We start from the raw sequence: 16243 nt of genomic DNA, 5'->3' as shown, positions 1-16243 counted from the left end.
ACACGATACGTATGCGGCTTTTATAAGGCAAACGCATTGTTCTGCTTTGCTAATATGCGAGCGAGAAAAGCGCGTATGCGCTTGAACTGAAGCGCGCCGACGCGCTAAGCTCGCGCTAGTCCCGTACTGTTGCGGTCGATCCGATACTTCAGGCTGAACCCATCAATGAAACTCGATGACATCGAGGCCTTCGTTGCCGTCGTGCATAGCCAATCGCTGAGTCAGGCAGCCGAAGTTCTTGCGCTGACACAACCGGCCGTCACGCGCCGCATCCAGAACTTCGAGGAAGCGCTCGGCGTCGAACTGCTCGACCGCAATACCAAGCCGCTGAAAACCACGCCGATGGGACGCGCCGTCTACGATCAATGCCGCGCGATCGTGCGCGAAGTGGACGCGCTCAGACATCTCGTCACCGAGAACGCGCCGCTTGCAGGCGTGCTGCGGATGGGCGTCGCGCAAACCGTCGCCGATGTCGCGATGCTGAAGGCGTTGCATGAGCTGCGCGGCGCGTATCCCGAACTGCGGGCGCAGGTGTCGACAGGGTGGGGCAATCCGCTGCTGCAAAAGGTCGAAGACGGCGAACTGGATGCCGCGATCTTGCTGCTGCCCGCCAATCGGGTGTTGCCCGAGGCGCTGTCGGGCAAGGTACTCGGTGAATTGAAGCTGGCTGTGGTCGCGCGCAAGGGCAGCCTGAAGAAGCGCGCGCATACGCTTGCCGAATGCCAGGCTTACGGCTGGGTATTGAATCCGGACGGCTGCGGTTTTCGCGCGGGATTGCAGCAGACGCTCGCGGCGCAAGGCCACGCGCTGAAGCTGAACCTGGAGACGCTCGGCACGGAACTGCAACTGGGTCTCGTCGCCGATGGTGTCGGACTAGGTCTGGTACCGCAACCGCTGCTGCGCGCCAGCGCGCATGCCGCGCAACTCGATGTCGTCTCCGTGAGCGACTTCAGGCCACAGATCGCGGTGTGGATCGTGCGCTCACGTGCACTCGGCAAGTTCGAGTCGGCATTGAGCGTGCTTGCCAAAAGCGTCGAGCAATGTTTCAAGGCGGCGCAGTTGTCGCGGGCGGCCTGAGCACGCACGCAGCGAGCAAGTTTGAGCAGGACGCTTGCGTCGTCAGCTTGCGCGACGCCGAGCGGCCCGCACCTGCCCGGCTCAGATCACGAAGAACCCATGTGTGCAGTCGCGGTCGAGTTGCGCGACGAGACCATACTCCCACTCGAGATATGCGTTCATCGCTTCGCGCGCGTTGTCGGTGCCCTCATAAGGCCGCCGGTAACGGTCGATGCGAGGCGATGCGAGCCGTTGATCGCCCGCCTCCGCAGGCAGGCCCGCGGCGATCCATGCGGCCGTGCCGCCCTCGAGCACATGCACCGGTTTGCCCGTCAACGCCGCGATCTCCGGCGCAACGAACGACGCCAGCGCGCTCGAGCCGCAAGTGATCACATACTGCTTCGCATCGGGCAGCGCGCGCAGATCGTCGGCGTTCGGTGACAGACGCGAACGCATCAGCCACCAGGCACCCGGAACGTGCGCTTTTACGTAATTCGCACTCGACGTGACGTCGATCACGAGCGTGTCGCTGGCAGGATCCGCGAGCAGTGCGGCCAGTTCGCCGGCGCGAATGGCGGGCGTCGGTGCGGGCTGCGGTTTCGCGCCTCGCCACGCGCCGCTCGCCGTGAGATCTTCCGCCGATGCGCCATCTGCGACATACACCTCGATGTTCATCTGCGCGAGCCATGAGGCCGTCATGTTCGCTCGCACGCCGTCGTCGTCGAACAGGACGACGCGCGCGCCGCGAACCGGCGCGAACATCTCCGTCTCCTGCACGAGCTGGCCGCCAGGCGCGCCTTGAAAACCTGGCGCATGCGCGCGCTCGTATTCGTCGGGCGTGCGCACGTCGAAGCGATACGTGGTGCGCGAAGTTTCCGCTGCCCAACGCGTTGCTTCATCGAGCGTCGTGCGCTGCACGCCCGCGCGATCCGCCAACGCCCGCGCCGTGCGGCGCGACGCGTTGAGATTCGCGTCGTCCAGGCCCGCTAGCGGATCGAAGCGGCGCTCGCTGCCATGTTCGAGCGTGTGCCCAGCGAGCGTCCAGCCGATCGTGCCGTTGCGCAGCGCGGACACCGGGTTCGGCAAGCCCGCATTGACCAGCGACTGCGCGCCGATGATGCTGCGCGTGCGGCCCGCGCAATTGACGATCACGCGCGTCTTCGGGTCCGGCGCGAGCGCACGTGCGCGCAGCACGAGTTCCGCGCCCGGCACGCTGATGCTGCCGGGAATATTCATCGTCTGATATTCGTCGAAGCGGCGCGCGTCCAGCACTACGACGTCGTCCCCATTCACGAGCAATGCGTTCACCGCTTGCGCCGACAGCGACGGCGTATGCCTTTGCGCTTCGACGAATTCGCCGAACGCTTTGCTCGGCACGTTGACATCGCGGAACACTTCGCCGCCGGCGCGAATCCAGCCGTCGAGACCGCCCGCGAGCAACGCAACCTGTGTGTATCCGAGCGACGTGAAGACATCAGCGGCGCGCCGCGCGAGTCCTTCGCCGGCATCGAACAGAACGATCGGCACGTCGCGCCGCGGCAGACGCGTGTAGGCGTCGAGTTCGATCCTCGAGAGCGGGAAATTCGCCGCGAACAACGGATGCGCCTGGGCGTGCGGATCTTCCTCGCGCGTGTCGAGCAGCGCGATTTCCTGTCGGGCGAGCAATGCTTGGCGCACGGCTTCGTAAGTGCGCACAGGGTATGACTTCATCGCTGAGGTTGTTCCTTGCTGAGGTCCCAAAGGTTCGGGAGTGTCTGGTTGGAATAGCCGGAGATGAACGGCTTCGGCGCGCCATCGGCTGAGTAGGTGAAGCGCCGCACGGCGCCGATGTTCGCGCCGTATACATGGATGCTGATCGAGGTGCGATCCTCATAGGCGTTGCGCACGCGATGGATGTCGCCGATCGACGGAGACACCGCTGCGACGTCGCCCGTATCGAGGCGGACTTCGTCGCCGCCTGGATGCAGAGAGCCGTCGTCGCGGCGCGCGTAGGGCGCAGCAAGCTCCGCGCCGCGCAGCACGCCGATGAGGCCCCACACCGTGTGGTCGTGAATCGGCGTTTGCTGGCCTGGTCCCCACACGAAGCTGACCACGCTGAAGCGCTGGCGCGCATCGGCATAGAGAAGGAATTGCTGATAGCGCTCGGGAGACGGCTGCGCGTAAGCGGGGGGCAGCCAGTCGTCGGTGCGGATCAGCTCGCGCAAGGCGAGCTTGCCCCGTTCGAGCAGCACGCTCTCATGCACGTTCGAATCGACAAGCTCCGCGATCCGGCCGACGAACTGACGCAGTGGGTGAATGGCCATCAGTCGAGCAGATCCTGTTCCGTTTCGAGCAGGCCTTCGTACAGGCTGTCGAATGAATAGCGGGCGCCATTGGCGCGGCCCACCTGCTGACGGGTGAGCGCAGCCGCCTGGTGCGGAATCGGTTGCTGCGTGCCAGCCGCTTCGGCGAGCAGTTGCGTGTGGCACACGTTGCCTTCCTCGTCGAACCAGACCTTGCGCACGGGCGTCTCGCGAAAGGCGAGAGAAGGGCGAATCGCGTTGACAGTACTCATGGCGGCATCGTTCCTGTCAGGCGGCGCGACGCGAGCGTGAAGTCAGCTCGCGCGTGGCGGGGATCAGTTCGCGGCCGTAGTCGATCGCGTCTTCGAGCGGATCGAAGCCACGGATCAGGAAGGTCGTGACGCCGAGTTCGTAGTACTCGGAGAGGGTCTGCGCGACCTGCTCCGGCGTGCCGACGAGCGCGGTCGAATTCGAGCGTCCGCCGATTTCCCTGGCCACCGCTGTCCACAGACGCTCGTCAGCGCGGACGCCATCGCCTGCGGCAGCGAGCAGCCGACGCGCGCCTTCGCTCTGTTGCGGACCGCCGCGCGAAAATCCCTGTTCGACGCGCAGGCGGCGGGTCTCTTCGAGGATGTGTTCGGCGCGTTCCCACGCGGCTTTTTCCGTTGTCGCGAGAATGGGCCGGAACGAGACGGAGAACCGCACGTTGCGGCCATGCTTCGAGGCTTCGGCTCGAACGCGGGTCACCTGTTCGTGCACCTGCTGTTTCGATTCGCCCCACAGTGCATAGACGTCGGCGTGCTTGCCCGCGACGGCGAGGGCAGGCTCGGACGCGCCGCCGAAGTAGATCGGCACGTGCGGCGACTGCTTCGGTTTGACTTCGGAGAATGCCTTTTCAAAGCGGTAGAAGCGGCCTTCGTGGTCGAACGGCTGATCTTCCGTCCATACGCGGCGCAGAATCTGCAGGTATTCGTCGGTGCGGGCGTAACGCTCGTCGTGACTGAGGAAGTCGCCGTCGCGCCGTTGATCTTCATCGCTTCCTCCCGAGATGAAGTGCACGGCGAGCCGTCCGCCCGAGAAGTGATCGAGCGTGGCGATCTGCCGCGCCGCGAGCGTGGGCGCGACGAAGCCCGGGCGGTGCGCGAGCATGAAATGAACCTTCGATGTCACGCTTGCCGCATACGCAATCGTGATCGTCGCGTCGGGACTCGTCGAACTGTGCGGAACGAGAATGCGATCGAAGCCGGCGTTCTCATGCGCCTGCGCGAAGGCGCGCACGTAGTCGGTGTCGACCGCCGGGCCCTGTGGAAGGTGCGTCTCCGACACCTTGCGCTGTTGAATCATGCCGATGAATTCGACGCTCATGTTAGCTCCTTGCGGAAATCCGGTTCGATGGAGAATCCCATGCCGCAACAGACGCAACGCGGAACGACCGTGTGCGGACGATGCAAGCGAGGCTAACACTGCGTTATGCAAACACTAAATAGTAAATTCAGATAAACATATCGGCTGTGCATGTTGTGCGGGGGCTGTGCGGGCGACGCGTTCTACTGGTTGGTCTGAATGCCCCTGCTGTCGCGACCGGCGTTGCGCCAATCGATAGGTCGCGCAGTCTCAGGGGGGCTCTTCCCCGGTGTTGAGCGATTCCCGGCTCCCGGGCGTCTAGCTGATATCGTCCCGACGTGAACTGAGCGAATTCGGCTCGGAATTGCGCAGGCGCAGCGTGGAGCGCATCAGCACGGCGCCACTCAACCCGACGATGATCCGGATGATCGCGTTATGTGACGCACTTATCGGCATGAAGTCGATCAGGCGCACTTCACCGTCTGCTGTCTGGATGTCGGTTTGAACGATAAGGGTGTCCGGTACATAACGCCGGTTTTGTCCAATGGCCTGTTTGACGGGGGTTAGTGTCCAGCAACCGTTGTCCGGCGTTCCGAGAAGAGCGGCGAGGCAGGCGTCGTCGTCGAATCGCGGCCAGCACAGCCAGTCGATCGTTCCTTCGCGGCTGACCAGTGCGGCGGTTTCGCCGTTGCCGACTAGCGCATAGTCGGCGATCCGGGGGCTCATGTTTGCGAGTTCCGCCGATCGACTAGCGACCTGATGAGGCTGGCAGCGCCGATGGCCGCCACCGCCCAAAACAACGCGCGGTGGCGGTCGGTCAGCATTTGGTAACTCGTTTGCCTTGCCTCGTCATCGAATCGTCCGTGGGCGCCGAAGTTGCCCGGGACAGGGGCGAACAGATTTCCTGCCGTGCCGTCGGCCAGGGGCTGGTCGGTGAGCTGGCCGCTATAGCCCGACCGAGCAAGATAGCGGTCAAGCAACGCCGGCGCGATCCGGTTGGCAAGTATGGCCTTGACGGTCGAAAAGCCTACCCAGACCTCGCGACGGCGGTGCGTCGCGGCAAAGAAGATCGCGCGCGCGGCAACCTCCGGCTGAAAGACCGGCGCCACCGGCCGCGCCCGACGCCCCATCTTGTTGAGCGCCCAATCGAACTGCGGCGTATTGATCGCGGGCAGGTCGACCATCGTGAGGCGAACCTGAAGACCATCGTGGATGAGTTCTGAGCGCAGAGAATCGGTGAACCCCCGAATCGCGGCTTTTGCACCGCAGTAGACCGATTGAAGCGGAACGGAGCGATAGCCCAACGCAGAGCCGACATTGACGATCGTCCCGCGATTTCGTGGACGCATCCGGGAGAGCGCCGCCACCATGCCATGTACCTGGCCCAGGTACGTAACCCTCGTGCCGCGCTCGATTTCCTCGGGAGTCAGCATCGAGACGGGCGCAAAGACCGTTGCCATGGCTACATTCACCCATACATCGATCGGACCCAACGAGCTTTCGACCTGCGCCGCGGCGGCAAGGACCTGCGACGCATCCGCCACATCCGTCGGCACCGCGAGCGTATCCACTCCGTGAGCACCATGAATCTCGTCTGCAGCGCGCTGAAGACGCGCGGGTTCTCGGGAGAGGAGGGCGACGCGATAGCCGTGCCGCGCAAACTCTTCTGCGCACGCGCGCCCTACGCCGGCGCTCGCTCCTGTAACGACAACGACTTGGCCCATTCGTGAACTCCCTCGGGAATTGTGTTTCAGCGATAAGTTCCGACGGGCCGCAACGGCGGTGCCGACTTACCGCCGTTGCGCGGCTCCTGACCTGATATCCCGCGTTTCTGAAGCGTTTAAAGGAGCGACGCGCGGTAAAAGGCGTTGCTTCCTTCGTTGTGAAGCCGCCGCTGCCGTACCCGGTACCGTGCGACGAAGCAGGCCGAGCAGCGCAGAGAGCGGAACGTCGAGGAGCCGCGCCCTGATGCTCTCTCTTCGTGGCGTGACGGAATGAACTCGACGTCGGCCTTCTCCCGGTTCTTGCGCCCAACCGGCGTGTCTTTCTTGCAATTCGTATGCCGCTTTCAGTCGTCATCCATTGGCACGGTGAGCGCCTGTGATGACGCGCCGAACTGCCGGTTCGTCCGCCTGCGCCGAAGAATTCGACATCCTCAGCCACCGCGTAGACGATGGGCAACGGTTAGAACTGACAGCGCGCTATCACCGCCGGAGAAGTTTCAATTGATTGTAAAAAGCACAGCGTGATATGTGCGGTACCGACATGGAGCGACGATGAAATTTAGCTGAATGCCATCGAGACGCCTTGGCGGGACGCCCGGACTCGCACAGATATGGCATGCCGTGCCATAACAGGAGGAGTTTTGTTAATGAATATCGGGCCAACTTCCGTGATGCCGGGGAACACAAATTGCTGTCGTTAATCGATTTGGCGGCTTTCCACGACTCCGAAGAACATTCGTCGGGCAGATCACACGTCTTAAACCGAGGCACGCGCGCGGCATACCGTTTGCGAATGCGAGCGCAACGGTCGCGGATGACGGCGTACCCGAACTACAGATGGCTCGTCACGCGTAGCGCAAGGAGATGATGTGATCTGCAAGCGTCGCTGGAGTAGACAGGCCATCGGCTATAGCCTCGGGTTGGCGATCGCGTTCGCCGATGGCGCGTGGGCTGATAGCAATGCGCCGGATCAAACAGCGTCGCTGGCTGCCGGTAAAACACCGCTCGCCTATTTCCTGCGAAGCGAGGGGCCGGCAACGCAGCCGGTATTACATCTCGGGTGGGCGCTCGCGGCGATTTCCATGCTCGTATGCGGGATCATCGCGGTCATGCTCATCTTCGCGATGGTCCGGCGCCGGCGGCAGGACGAGTCCAATTCGATCCGCACCGAAGGAGGCACGCGCTTCGTCTACGTCGGCACGGCAATTTCTACCGTCGCGCTGTTTGGAATTGCAGTCTATATGCTTGCCGTGCTTGCAACCGTCGCGGATCCTCCTCGCGAGCCAGCGCTGACCGTCACCGTCACTGCGTACGACTGGTGGTGGAAAGTCGACTATGTCGACGGACAGGATCACTTCACGACCGCTAACGAGTTGCACATACCTGTGGGTGCACCGGTGCTCGTGTTGCTGAAAAGCGCGGACGTCATCCACGCGTTCTGGGTGCCGAAGCTGTCGGGCAAGACCCAGGCGATACCGGGCGTGATCAACCGCCAGTGGATTCAGGCAGACCGCCCTGGTGTGTTCCGCGGCCAATGCACGCAGTATTGCGGCCTTCAGCACGCGCACATGGCCTTCGAAGTGCATGCGGAGGACACGGCTGATTTTGAACGATGGTTGGCGGCGCAGCGGGCGCCGGCGCCCGCTCCCTCAACCGCACCGTCCGAGCGCGGTGCCGAACTGTTCGGAAAGCGCTGCGCAGGATGCCATTCGATTCGCGGCAGCCACTCACGAGGCGTGCAGGCGCCAGACCTGACGCACGTCCTTTCGCGCAGGCTCATCGCGGCGGGCACCGTCGTCAATACGCCGGGGAATTTGATGGACTGGGTCCAGCACGCGCAGGAGATCAAACCCGGCGCGCTCATGCCTGACATGAAGCTCTCGCCGAAGGAGGCGGGCGATCTCTGGGCGTACCTCGCCACTCTTAGGTAAGGAAGACAACGATGTCCACGACGAGTGGTCGCAGCTTGGTACAGGCCAAACGGTCGGCATTCCGGCGCGAGCCTGAACGTGGTCGGGTGCCGCAAGGTTCGGATGCGGAAAAACGGCTGCGCGAGATATGGGAAGGAGAGCCGGGGTGGCGCGGCTTCTTTACGACGGTGGATCACAAGAAAATCGGCTTGCGCTACATCGTCACTGCGTTCGGATTTCTTCTGATCGGCGGGGTCGAGGCTCTGCTGATGCGCCTGCAACTTGCACAGCCCAACGAGACGTTGCTTTCTCCCGAGCAGTACGCGCAACTGTTCACGATGCACGGCGTGACGATGATCTTTCTCTATGCGCTGCCCGTATTGAGCGGCTTTGCCAACTATCTCTGGCCACTCATGCTTGGTTCGCGCGACATGGCGTTTCCGCGTCTGAACGCGCTGTCGTACTGGGTGTTTCTTTTCGCTGGCCTGTTTCTCTATTGCAGTTTCCCATTTGGAGAAGCGCCCAACGCGGGTTGGTTCAACTATGTGCCATTCTCGTCACTCCAGTACAACCGCGGTCCCAACATCGATGTCTATGCTCTCGGCATGGTGTTGCTTGGTATATCCACGACAGTGGGGGCGATCAACTTCGTCGTGACGCTCTTTCGGATGCGCGCCGTTGGCATGTCGATCGACCGGCTGCCGATCATTGTCTGGGGAACGCTGACCGTCTCGTTCGCCAACCTGTTTGCTGTTCCATCGGTCAGCCTTGCATTCTTTCTGCTATGGATGGACCGCAATGTCGGCACGCACTTCTTTGATGTTTCGTCCGATGGCCGCCCGCTCTTATGGCAGCATCTTTTCTGGATGTTTGCGCACCCCTGGGTCTACGTGGTTGCGCTTCCGGCGATGGGCATCGTGTCCGACGGACTGCCAACGTTCTGCAGGCGTCCGCTCGTCGCCTATGCTGCGGTGGCGATGTCCACGGTCGCAACCATGATCATTGGCTTCGAGGTCTGGATCCATCACATGTTCGCCACGGGCATCGCGCCGCTCGCACTCGCGTTCTTCGGCGCGGCGAGCGTGCTGATCTCGATTCCCAGTGCGGTGGCCGTTTTTGCGTGGATCGCGACGATCTGGACCGGATGCCCGGTCTTCGCCGTCCCGTTTCTTTACTTTGCCAGTTTCGTGCTGATGTTCGTGGTAGGCGGCGTATCAGGCGTCATGACTGCGGCTGTGCCGCTCGACTGGCAACTCAACGAGACTTACTTCATCGTTGCGCACCTTCATTACGTACTGCTCGGCATAAACGTCTTCCCGGTACTCGGGGGCATCACCTACTGGTTCCCCAAGTTCACGGGTCGTCTCATGAACGAGCGTCTCGGCAAGATTGCGTTCTGGATAGTTTTTGTCGGTTTCAATCTCGGATTTTTCCCGATGCACATCTCCGGCCTGCTGGGGATGCCTAGACGCGTGTACACCTACCCTGACGGGATGGGATGGGACACATCGAATCTCATCACGACCATTGGCTCGTTCGTGCTCGGCGTCGGTATTGTGCTTTTCGTGATCAATGCACTGCTTTCAGCACGACGCGGGAAGAAATCGCCGCCCAATCCGTGGGACGCACCGGGGCTGGAATGGTCGGTGGCATCGCCTCCGCCGCCCTACAATTTTGCGGTCTTACCTATCGTGCAGTCACGCCATCCCATGTGGGAGGATCGTTTGCAGCCCACGGGGCGGCGCTCGAGTCTGGAGGAAGGATATCTTCTGCACGACGGCAGAGAGGCGCTTGGCGTGCAGCCATTCAGCGGCAAGCCCGATGTGATTCTCAAGATGCCTGAAGACGCCTGGTCGCCATTTTTCCTCGGCCTGTTCGCCGCGCTAGCGTTCCTGACGATGTTGTTGCATTTTGCTGCAGGAACCGTCATCGCGTTGGTCGGTTGTGGCGTTACCTTGATCGCGTGGTTGTGGCCGCGCCGGTCGCTCGCGCAGAGGGAGCCCCCAACTCCGGAACAGATGGGGCCGAAGCGAACCGCATTGAACGGCGAGGCGCTTCCTGTGGGCAGCGCAGGCGAGCACTCGGGAGGGTGGTGGGGGGTGCTTGCGCTGGTGGCGACAGAGGCGAGTCTCTTCGGCTATCTGCTTTTTAGCTATTTTTACTCGCAGTCGCAGACGCAACTGGCGTGGCCGCCCGAAGGTATGCCAAAAATCGGCGTGGGTGCCCTGAGCACGAGCGTTCTGATACTCAGTAGTGTTTTTGCGTGGTTCTCTGAACGGACATTGAAGAAAAGCAGAAGATCGCTCTCCTTCGTATGGATGCTGGTCGCGATCGTCCTGGGGTTCCTGTTCGTCGGAATACAACTCAAGGAGTGGCACGACCATCCTTACGGATTGACGGCACACCTGTATGGCTCGCTTTACTTCACCATCACCGGTTTCCACATGGCGCACGTTCTTGTTGGACTGGTCATTCTCGGGTTGCTAGCCACATGGATTGCACTCGGGTATTTCGACGAGCAGCGCAGTGCGCCGCTGCGAATTGGCGGGATCTACTGGCACTTCGTCGACGTTGTGTGGCTATTCATCTTCACGTCGCTTTACGCGACGCCGTTCTGGATGAGGGGCCAGTGATGCAAAGCCCGGTCTCCAGCCAGGGGCGCCTATCGCGTGCGGAGAAGCGCCGCCTGTGGATCTTCGCCGGCGCCGGTTTCTTCGTTTCGCCGGGCGCGTGGCTGCTGCAGGTCATCGTTTCCGAGGCCGTGTCCGCCCAGACCTGCGATGCAACCACGACGCCCCTGCCGTCCCCCGGTGTTTCTCATATGCATTTGTGGCTGTACGGGACATCGGCAGTGGCCTTCCTGATTTCCGCTGCGTGCGCGGCGCTGGCCGCTTATGGGTTCGTGTTGCTGGACGCCAGAGAGCAACGGATCAAGGATCGACAGGAGAACGGCGGCCCGCCGAGGCAGCCGCCTCGCGATCAGGAGGAGATCGGCCGGAAGCGCTTTATTGCCATGTGTAGCGCCATGATCGGCTGCGGATTCGCGGTAGGACTGATATTCACGGTCCTCGCAGAAATTTTTCTCGTCTCTTGCAGCCGATGGCATTGATATGAACGCGCCGATGATATCTCACGGGATCGCCGTCGCGCTGGGCTTCGCGATCGCGCTGGCAGCCGGTGGTTGCAGCGGAAGCGCTGAGGACCATCTTGCCGCTGACGTCAACGCCCAGTCGCCGGCCATCAATGACGTCAACCTCATTGCGCGTGGCGAATACCTCGCGAAAGCAGGTGACTGCAGTGCATGCCATGATGCGGCCGACCATACGCCGCTCGGCGGAGGCATGCCGGTCAATTCTCCATTTGGTCCGATATACGCCAGCAACCTTACACCCGACCCCACCTTCGGAATCGGACAGTACACGCTGAAGCAGTTCTCCGATGCGTTGCGCTTAGGCAAGCGCCGCGACGGGAAGCGGCTTTATCCGGCGATGCCCTACGCGTCATTCGCGAACATAAGCGATGATGACGTAACTGCACTGTACGCCTACCTCATGCATGGCGTCAGGCCAGCAGCGAAACGCGCGCCTGAGACCCATTTGCCCTTTCCCTTCAATCAACGTTGGGTCATGCTTTTCTGGACCTACGCGTTCGGTAACCGGGAACAGTTCACCCCCGAACCGAAGCACACCGCCCGATGGAACCGGGGTGCTTACCTCGTGCAAGGTCTGGGGCACTGCGGCGCCTGTCACACGCCGCGCGGCCCGGCATACAACGAACTTGGCTATAGCGAAAAGTCGCCCTGGTATCTGACAAGCGGCGTCATCGACCATTGGCTTGCGCCCAACCTGACCGGTGACCCGGGGAGCGGTCTGGGTCGCTGGTCTGCACAGGATATTGTTGCCTTCCTTCGTACGGGGCACGGCTCAGGGGCTATCGCGTTCGGCGCGATGGCGCCAGTGGTCGGCGATAGCACTCAATACATGACTGAATCCGATCTGCAAGCTATCGCTGCCTACCTCAAGTCGCTGCCGCCGCGCGAGGCGTACGGCAGTTTCGACAACGACGCGCACGCGCGCGTACAAACTTTGCGCAGCCTTGAAACAGGCGAGGTAGAGCGACCCGGCGCCGGTATATATCTGTCTTTTTGCGCACGCTGTCATCAGCCCGACGGCCGCGGCCAGCCAGGCAAGGTAGCCGCGCTTGCAGGGAATCCACTCGTAATGGCGGAAGATCCGACATCCGTGATGCGCATCGTCATTGAAGGCAGTAAAAGCCCGCCGACTGAGACAGGACCTGAGCCGAAAAAGATGCCGGGATTCCACGGTCAACTGACCAGTTCGGAAATCGCCCAGGTGGTCAGTTTTGTACGCAACGCCTGGGGCAATCATGCCGCCCCCGTCTCCGATCGCGAGGTCGAACGGCTGCGCGCCGCAATTCACCAGTGATACACCGGCAGCATGCGCGAAGAAGGGCGTGCCGTGATATACCCGCGCTTTTCCCAGCATGGTTAGCGGGCAATTGGCCTCGCCATTCGCCGCAAAAGTGCAGCGCTTCTGGCATGGGCATTGCGGGACAACTTTGTGCCACGCACGCAACTATCCAGGAGGTGGTCCATGCAGGAAATCGGTAAGAGACGATGGGCGATCGCGGAGGGCTATTTGCCACCGTACTCGACTGGAGCCAGCCCGGACCTCGCGAGCCATGAAGCAGCCTGCATTCTGAATGCAGGAGAACGCGAAGCGCATATCCAGATAACAATTCTGTTCAAGGATCGCGAACCCGCAGGTCCTTATCACGTCACCGTACCGGCAAGACGGACTTTGCATCTACGCTTTAACGATTTGACAGAGCCCGAGCAGATTCCCACCGGGACCGAGTACGCTAGTGTGTTCGAGTCTGACGTGCCGATAGTGGTGCAACATTCGCGGCTCGACTCCCGGCAGGCCGAACTGGCACTGCTCTCCACCATCGGATTTGGGAGCGACTGAGCGTTGCACATACGAACCATGCCGTGCCGAACAGCTCCGCGACAGGAATCACGATGCTGGTGAACAAACACCCTCGACCCGGAGCGGTCATTCAGCGCAGCGCTTAGCCGATGGCCGTTTCCAACGTGCAACGGCCGTTAGTGCGGTCGGTCTGACGACCGGGCCAGCGCAGCACACCACAAGGGTTTGGCGCCAACCCGCGACTTCAATTGGTGGCTAGCATCGCCTTCACTGGTCTCAGCGCTCGCGCTGAGACCAGTCGGGGGCCCCCGATGATCTTCTGCGACGGGCGCTGGACGAGACGATTGCGATCGAGTCGGTCGTTGCCGGCGGCCTGTCCAATGCCACCGTCGAACCGCATCAACCGGCAAACGTGATCGTGAATCGGGCAATGAGTGCGCGCGGCGCCATGCCCGACGGCGGCAAGCTCACTCTCGAGCTATCAAATGTGACGCTCGACGACAAAGTTGTGATAAGGCAGCGCGCGCATTGGGCCGTCGTCAACATATTCGGCGCTTGGTCCCTAGCCTCAAAACGATAGCATTTTGATTATTCGTTTGAGCCGACGAGTGTATTCGTCGCCACCTACTATCTCCCGCGATGCACCGCGCCTATAGTCTGCCAAACCCCACGCAACCGATGTCAACGGTGACGGGAGCCGCTAATCCTTAGCGACTGAACAGCGCTTGAGGACAGGCCTGCTCCAGTCAAACATTCAATCGAGGACTGACATGACGAAACTACTGGGAAAGATCGCCGTAATCACGGGTGGAAACAGCGGCATGGGCTTGGCAACGGCCCAACTCTTCGCTAAGGAAGGAGCGAAGGTCATCATCACGGGACGCCGCCAGAAGGAGCTGGATGAAGCGGTGGAAAGCATCGGTTCTGACGCGGAAGGCGTGCTGGGCGATGTCTCCAGGCTGTCGGATCTGGACAAACTTCACGACCATGTGAAAGCGAAATACGGCCGCGTGGATGTCATCTTCGCGAACGCAGGTTTGGGCTCACTCGCACCGATCAATCAGGTCACGGAAGCGCAATTCGATGAAACCTTCAACGTCAATGTGAAGGGTACCTACTTCACGGTGCAGAAGCTCCTTCCGCTCGTGCCAGACGGTGGGTCGATCATTTTGAACGCATCGATTGCATCGTCCAAGGGTGTGGAAGCGTTCAGCGTTTATTCGGCCACAAAAGCTGCGGTGCGTTCGTTGGCTCGTACGTTGACGACGGATCTCAAGGCACGCAAAATTCGTGTGAATGCGATCAGCCCGGGTCCCATAGATACACCAATCTTCGGCAAGACTGGCCTCACCGACGAACAAATTGAAGGCTTCAAGTCGGGCATGGCTTCGCAGGTGCCACTAGGCCGCATTGGTCTCGCGGAAGAAATCGCCAAGCCGGCTCTGTTCCTTGCATCCGACGATAGCAGCTATATCTCTGGCATCGAACTAACCGTCGATGGCGGTATGGCACAAGTCTAAGAGAACGCGGCAGGTGGGCGGCATCGGCTTTAGTCAGCGATGCCGCTCATTGCGTTGGCGCTGAGATTGCCCTAGCCGACCGGAAACGAATAGCGCAGTTAAAGATTGCATCGATGCCGACCGGCGGCGCCCTGGCCAAATTGAGCAAGTTGCGCAGTTGGAGCCGCGTGACTAGGATTCTCTAGTGGGCCACCTCAACGCAAAGGTACCGCAAATGATGCGTATCGGCATTGTAGTCGCAGGCTCTGCCTACCCTATGGATGGCTTCAAAGCAGGGTTAGCCGACCAAGGGTGGATCGAGGGAAAGAACGTTATTTTCGAGCTTCGTGCGGCGCAAGGGCAACTTCAGCGTTTACCGCAGTTTGCGGCGGATATCGTTGACCTGGGAGCCGACCTCATTGCCGTGATTGGCGCGGTAACGGTTCGCGCAGTCCGAGCGGTCACTACCAGCATCCCGATTGTCTTTGCCGTTGTCGTAGAGCCTATCGGTGACGGGCTGGCCTCAGACCTTGAGCATCCCGGGGGAAATGTGACGGGGGTAACCACCTTCGATCCACAACAGGCAGTGTCGCAACTCGGATTCCTGAAGGCGTTAAATCCCCGACTCGAACGGGTCGCAATGCTGAGTGACAGGGGCGTTTCGCTGTGCCTGTCCGACTCGAATTGCCAAGCAGCACAAAGTTTAACTGTTCAGCCGCAACTGATTCGTGTTGAGGGGCCTAATCCGGAATACGGTAAGGCGTTCGAGGCAATGGCAAAGGAAAACGCTCAGGCCCTCGTTGTACTGGAGGAACCGATCAACCAAGCATGTAGAAAGTAGGTATCCGACTTGGCAGTTGCAAGCAAACTGCCGTCGATATTCCCTGTCTCGATGGTCGACGCACAAGGACTGTTCAGCTACGGCACGAGTTTGGCTTCGGCGGCTCGAGGCATGGCTTGGCATGCCGACAAGATATTTCGAGGCGCAAAGCCGGGGGAATTGCCCATCCGGGCTGCTCTATCGCACGAGCTGCATATAAATCTTCAGACTGCGGAAAAACTGGAGGTGACGGTTCCAGCAGAGTTGCTTGCTCAGGCAACTTCGATTGCGCAATAACTGGAAGACTATATGTCCAGCGGACAGCAAGGTCGCTCTAAGCTTCACTTCGCCTTGAACCAATCAGCAATTTCGCGGCGAGTGACTGGTTTCGGCGCCACCGAGTGAATGGTGGCTCATGGCCGACCCCGGTCCGACGCAGGCCTCGATCAATCGCTGATTGCAGCGAATAGGCAGAAGGCATAAGTCGACCCTCTGCGGTCATAGGGTCGAGTGACACCTCAGCGGCAGCTTCCGATGGCGGATTCAACCGGTCGATGCAATAGTTCGATGGAATCGTTCTGCCGGTGTTTCATAATCCAGAGTCTTCCTTGGGCGCTCGTTCAGCCTTCGTGCCACGGCGTTGAGTTTGGCCTGTGAGT

Annotated in this window: 14 protein-coding genes and 2 pseudogenes; 10 read left to right on the top strand and 6 right to left on the bottom strand. The window is 61.0% G+C overall.

What is annotated here, in order from left to right; translation table 11 throughout:
* Window positions 1-165: 165 nt before the first annotated feature.
* Complete coding sequence (locus LJ655_RS12415; protein WP_230561547.1) at window positions 166-1077, top strand: LysR family transcriptional regulator; 912 nt, start codon at window positions 166-168, stop codon at window positions 1075-1077.
* A gap of 81 nt (window positions 1078-1158) precedes the next feature.
* On the opposite strand, the gene LJ655_RS12410 is transcribed toward LJ655_RS12415, so the two are convergent.
* From LJ655_RS12410 to LJ655_RS12385, 6 genes and pseudogenes are all read right to left on the bottom strand, one after another.
* On the bottom strand, window positions 1159-2766 hold the full coding sequence (locus LJ655_RS12410) for a rhodanese-related sulfurtransferase (RefSeq protein WP_230561546.1): 1608 nt from the start codon (window positions 2764-2766) through the stop codon (window positions 1159-1161).
* Window positions 2763-3359, bottom strand: coding sequence for a cysteine dioxygenase family protein (locus tag LJ655_RS12405; RefSeq protein WP_230561545.1), 597 nt, complete (start codon window positions 3357-3359; stop codon window positions 2763-2765). The genes LJ655_RS12410 and LJ655_RS12405 overlap by 4 nt, the downstream gene beginning before the upstream one ends.
* Window positions 3359-3529: pseudogene (locus tag LJ655_RS12400) on the bottom strand (class II aldolase/adducin family protein); the annotation flags it as partial. The pseudogene LJ655_RS12400 and the gene LJ655_RS12405, both read right to left, overlap by 1 nt.
* 97 nt (window positions 3530-3626) lie before the next feature.
* Window positions 3627-4703: an LLM class flavin-dependent oxidoreductase gene (locus LJ655_RS12395; RefSeq protein ID WP_230561544.1), complete on the bottom strand. Its 1077-nt coding sequence runs from the start codon at window positions 4701-4703 to the stop codon at window positions 3627-3629.
* A gap of 297 nt (window positions 4704-5000) precedes the next feature.
* Window positions 5001-5408: a trehalase-like domain-containing protein gene (locus LJ655_RS12390; RefSeq protein WP_230561543.1), complete on the bottom strand. Its 408-nt coding sequence runs from the start codon at window positions 5406-5408 to the stop codon at window positions 5001-5003.
* Window positions 5405-6406, bottom strand: a complete 1002-nt coding sequence (locus tag LJ655_RS12385; RefSeq protein WP_230561542.1) for an SDR family oxidoreductase — start codon at window positions 6404-6406, stop codon at window positions 5405-5407. Before LJ655_RS12385 ends, LJ655_RS12390 begins: the two co-directional genes overlap by 4 nt.
* 869 nt (window positions 6407-7275) lie before the next feature.
* Between LJ655_RS12385 and coxB the strand changes: the two genes are divergently transcribed.
* The 9 genes and pseudogenes from coxB (at window position 7276) to LJ655_RS12340 (ending at window position 15881) form a co-directional block, all read left to right on the top strand.
* Complete coding sequence (coxB, locus tag LJ655_RS12380) at window positions 7276-8337, top strand: cytochrome c oxidase subunit II (RefSeq protein ID WP_230561541.1); 1062 nt, start codon at window positions 7276-7278, stop codon at window positions 8335-8337.
* Window positions 8338-8348: 11 nt separating this feature from the next.
* The gene (ctaD, locus tag LJ655_RS12375; RefSeq protein WP_230561540.1) at window positions 8349-10949 is read left to right on the top strand and encodes a cytochrome c oxidase subunit I; all 2601 of its coding nucleotides are present in this window, start codon (window positions 8349-8351) and stop codon (window positions 10947-10949) included.
* Window positions 10949-11425 (top strand): hypothetical protein, encoded by a 477-nt coding sequence (locus LJ655_RS12370; RefSeq protein ID WP_230561539.1) that lies wholly within the window; start codon window positions 10949-10951, stop codon window positions 11423-11425. Before ctaD ends, LJ655_RS12370 begins: the two co-directional genes overlap by 1 nt.
* Before the next feature lies 1 nt (window position 11426).
* Window positions 11427-12761: a cytochrome c gene (locus LJ655_RS12365; protein ID WP_230561538.1), complete on the top strand. Its 1335-nt coding sequence runs from the start codon at window positions 11427-11429 to the stop codon at window positions 12759-12761.
* Between the two features lie 168 nt (window positions 12762-12929).
* Window positions 12930-13304 (top strand): sensory rhodopsin transducer, encoded by a 375-nt coding sequence (locus tag LJ655_RS12360; protein WP_230561537.1) that lies wholly within the window; start codon window positions 12930-12932, stop codon window positions 13302-13304.
* Between the two features lie 271 nt (window positions 13305-13575).
* Window positions 13576-13776: pseudogene (locus LJ655_RS12355) on the top strand (hypothetical protein); the annotation flags it as partial.
* A gap of 259 nt (window positions 13777-14035) precedes the next feature.
* On the top strand, window positions 14036-14785 hold the full coding sequence (locus tag LJ655_RS12350; RefSeq protein ID WP_230561536.1) for a glucose 1-dehydrogenase: 750 nt from the start codon (window positions 14036-14038) through the stop codon (window positions 14783-14785).
* Between the two features lie 214 nt (window positions 14786-14999).
* Entirely contained in the window at window positions 15000-15605 is a 606-nt protein-coding gene (locus LJ655_RS12345) for an ABC transporter substrate-binding protein (RefSeq protein ID WP_230561535.1), read from the top strand.
* Between the two features lie 9 nt (window positions 15606-15614).
* Entirely contained in the window at window positions 15615-15881 is a 267-nt protein-coding gene (locus LJ655_RS12340) for an ABC transporter substrate binding protein (RefSeq protein WP_230561534.1), read from the top strand.
* The last annotated feature ends 362 nt before the right edge of the window (window positions 15882-16243 follow it).

Source organism: Paraburkholderia translucens, from assembly GCF_020881035.1.
In the GTDB taxonomy this organism is placed as follows: domain Bacteria; phylum Pseudomonadota; class Gammaproteobacteria; order Burkholderiales; family Burkholderiaceae; genus Paraburkholderia; species Paraburkholderia translucens.
The sequence above is the reverse complement of the archived record's forward strand: the minus strand, read 5'-3'. Positions and strand labels throughout refer to the sequence as shown.

Coding starts and splice junctions, on each gene's coding strand:
- LJ655_RS12415 (WP_230561547.1), top strand. CDS start 166: ATGAAACTCGATGACATCGAGGCCTTCGTTGCCGTCGTGCATAGCCAA.
- LJ655_RS12410 (WP_230561546.1), bottom strand. CDS start 2,766: ATGAAGTCATACCCTGTGCGCACTTACGAAGCCGTGCGCCAAGCATTG.
- LJ655_RS12405 (WP_230561545.1), bottom strand. CDS start 3,359: ATGGCCATTCACCCACTGCGTCAGTTCGTCGGCCGGATCGCGGAGCTT.
- LJ655_RS12395 (WP_230561544.1), bottom strand. CDS start 4,703: ATGAGCGTCGAATTCATCGGCATGATTCAACAGCGCAAGGTGTCGGAG.
- LJ655_RS12390 (WP_230561543.1), bottom strand. CDS start 5,408: ATGAGCCCCCGGATCGCCGACTATGCGCTAGTCGGCAACGGCGAAACC.
- LJ655_RS12385 (WP_230561542.1), bottom strand. CDS start 6,406: ATGGGCCAAGTCGTTGTCGTTACAGGAGCGAGCGCCGGCGTAGGGCGC.
- ctaD (WP_230561540.1), top strand. CDS start 8,349: ATGTCCACGACGAGTGGTCGCAGCTTGGTACAGGCCAAACGGTCGGCA.
- LJ655_RS12370 (WP_230561539.1), top strand. CDS start 10,949: ATGCAAAGCCCGGTCTCCAGCCAGGGGCGCCTATCGCGTGCGGAGAAG.
- LJ655_RS12365 (WP_230561538.1), top strand. CDS start 11,427: ATGAACGCGCCGATGATATCTCACGGGATCGCCGTCGCGCTGGGCTTC.
- LJ655_RS12360 (WP_230561537.1), top strand. CDS start 12,930: ATGCAGGAAATCGGTAAGAGACGATGGGCGATCGCGGAGGGCTATTTG.
- LJ655_RS12350 (WP_230561536.1), top strand. CDS start 14,036: ATGACGAAACTACTGGGAAAGATCGCCGTAATCACGGGTGGAAACAGC.
- LJ655_RS12345 (WP_230561535.1), top strand. CDS start 15,000: ATGATGCGTATCGGCATTGTAGTCGCAGGCTCTGCCTACCCTATGGAT.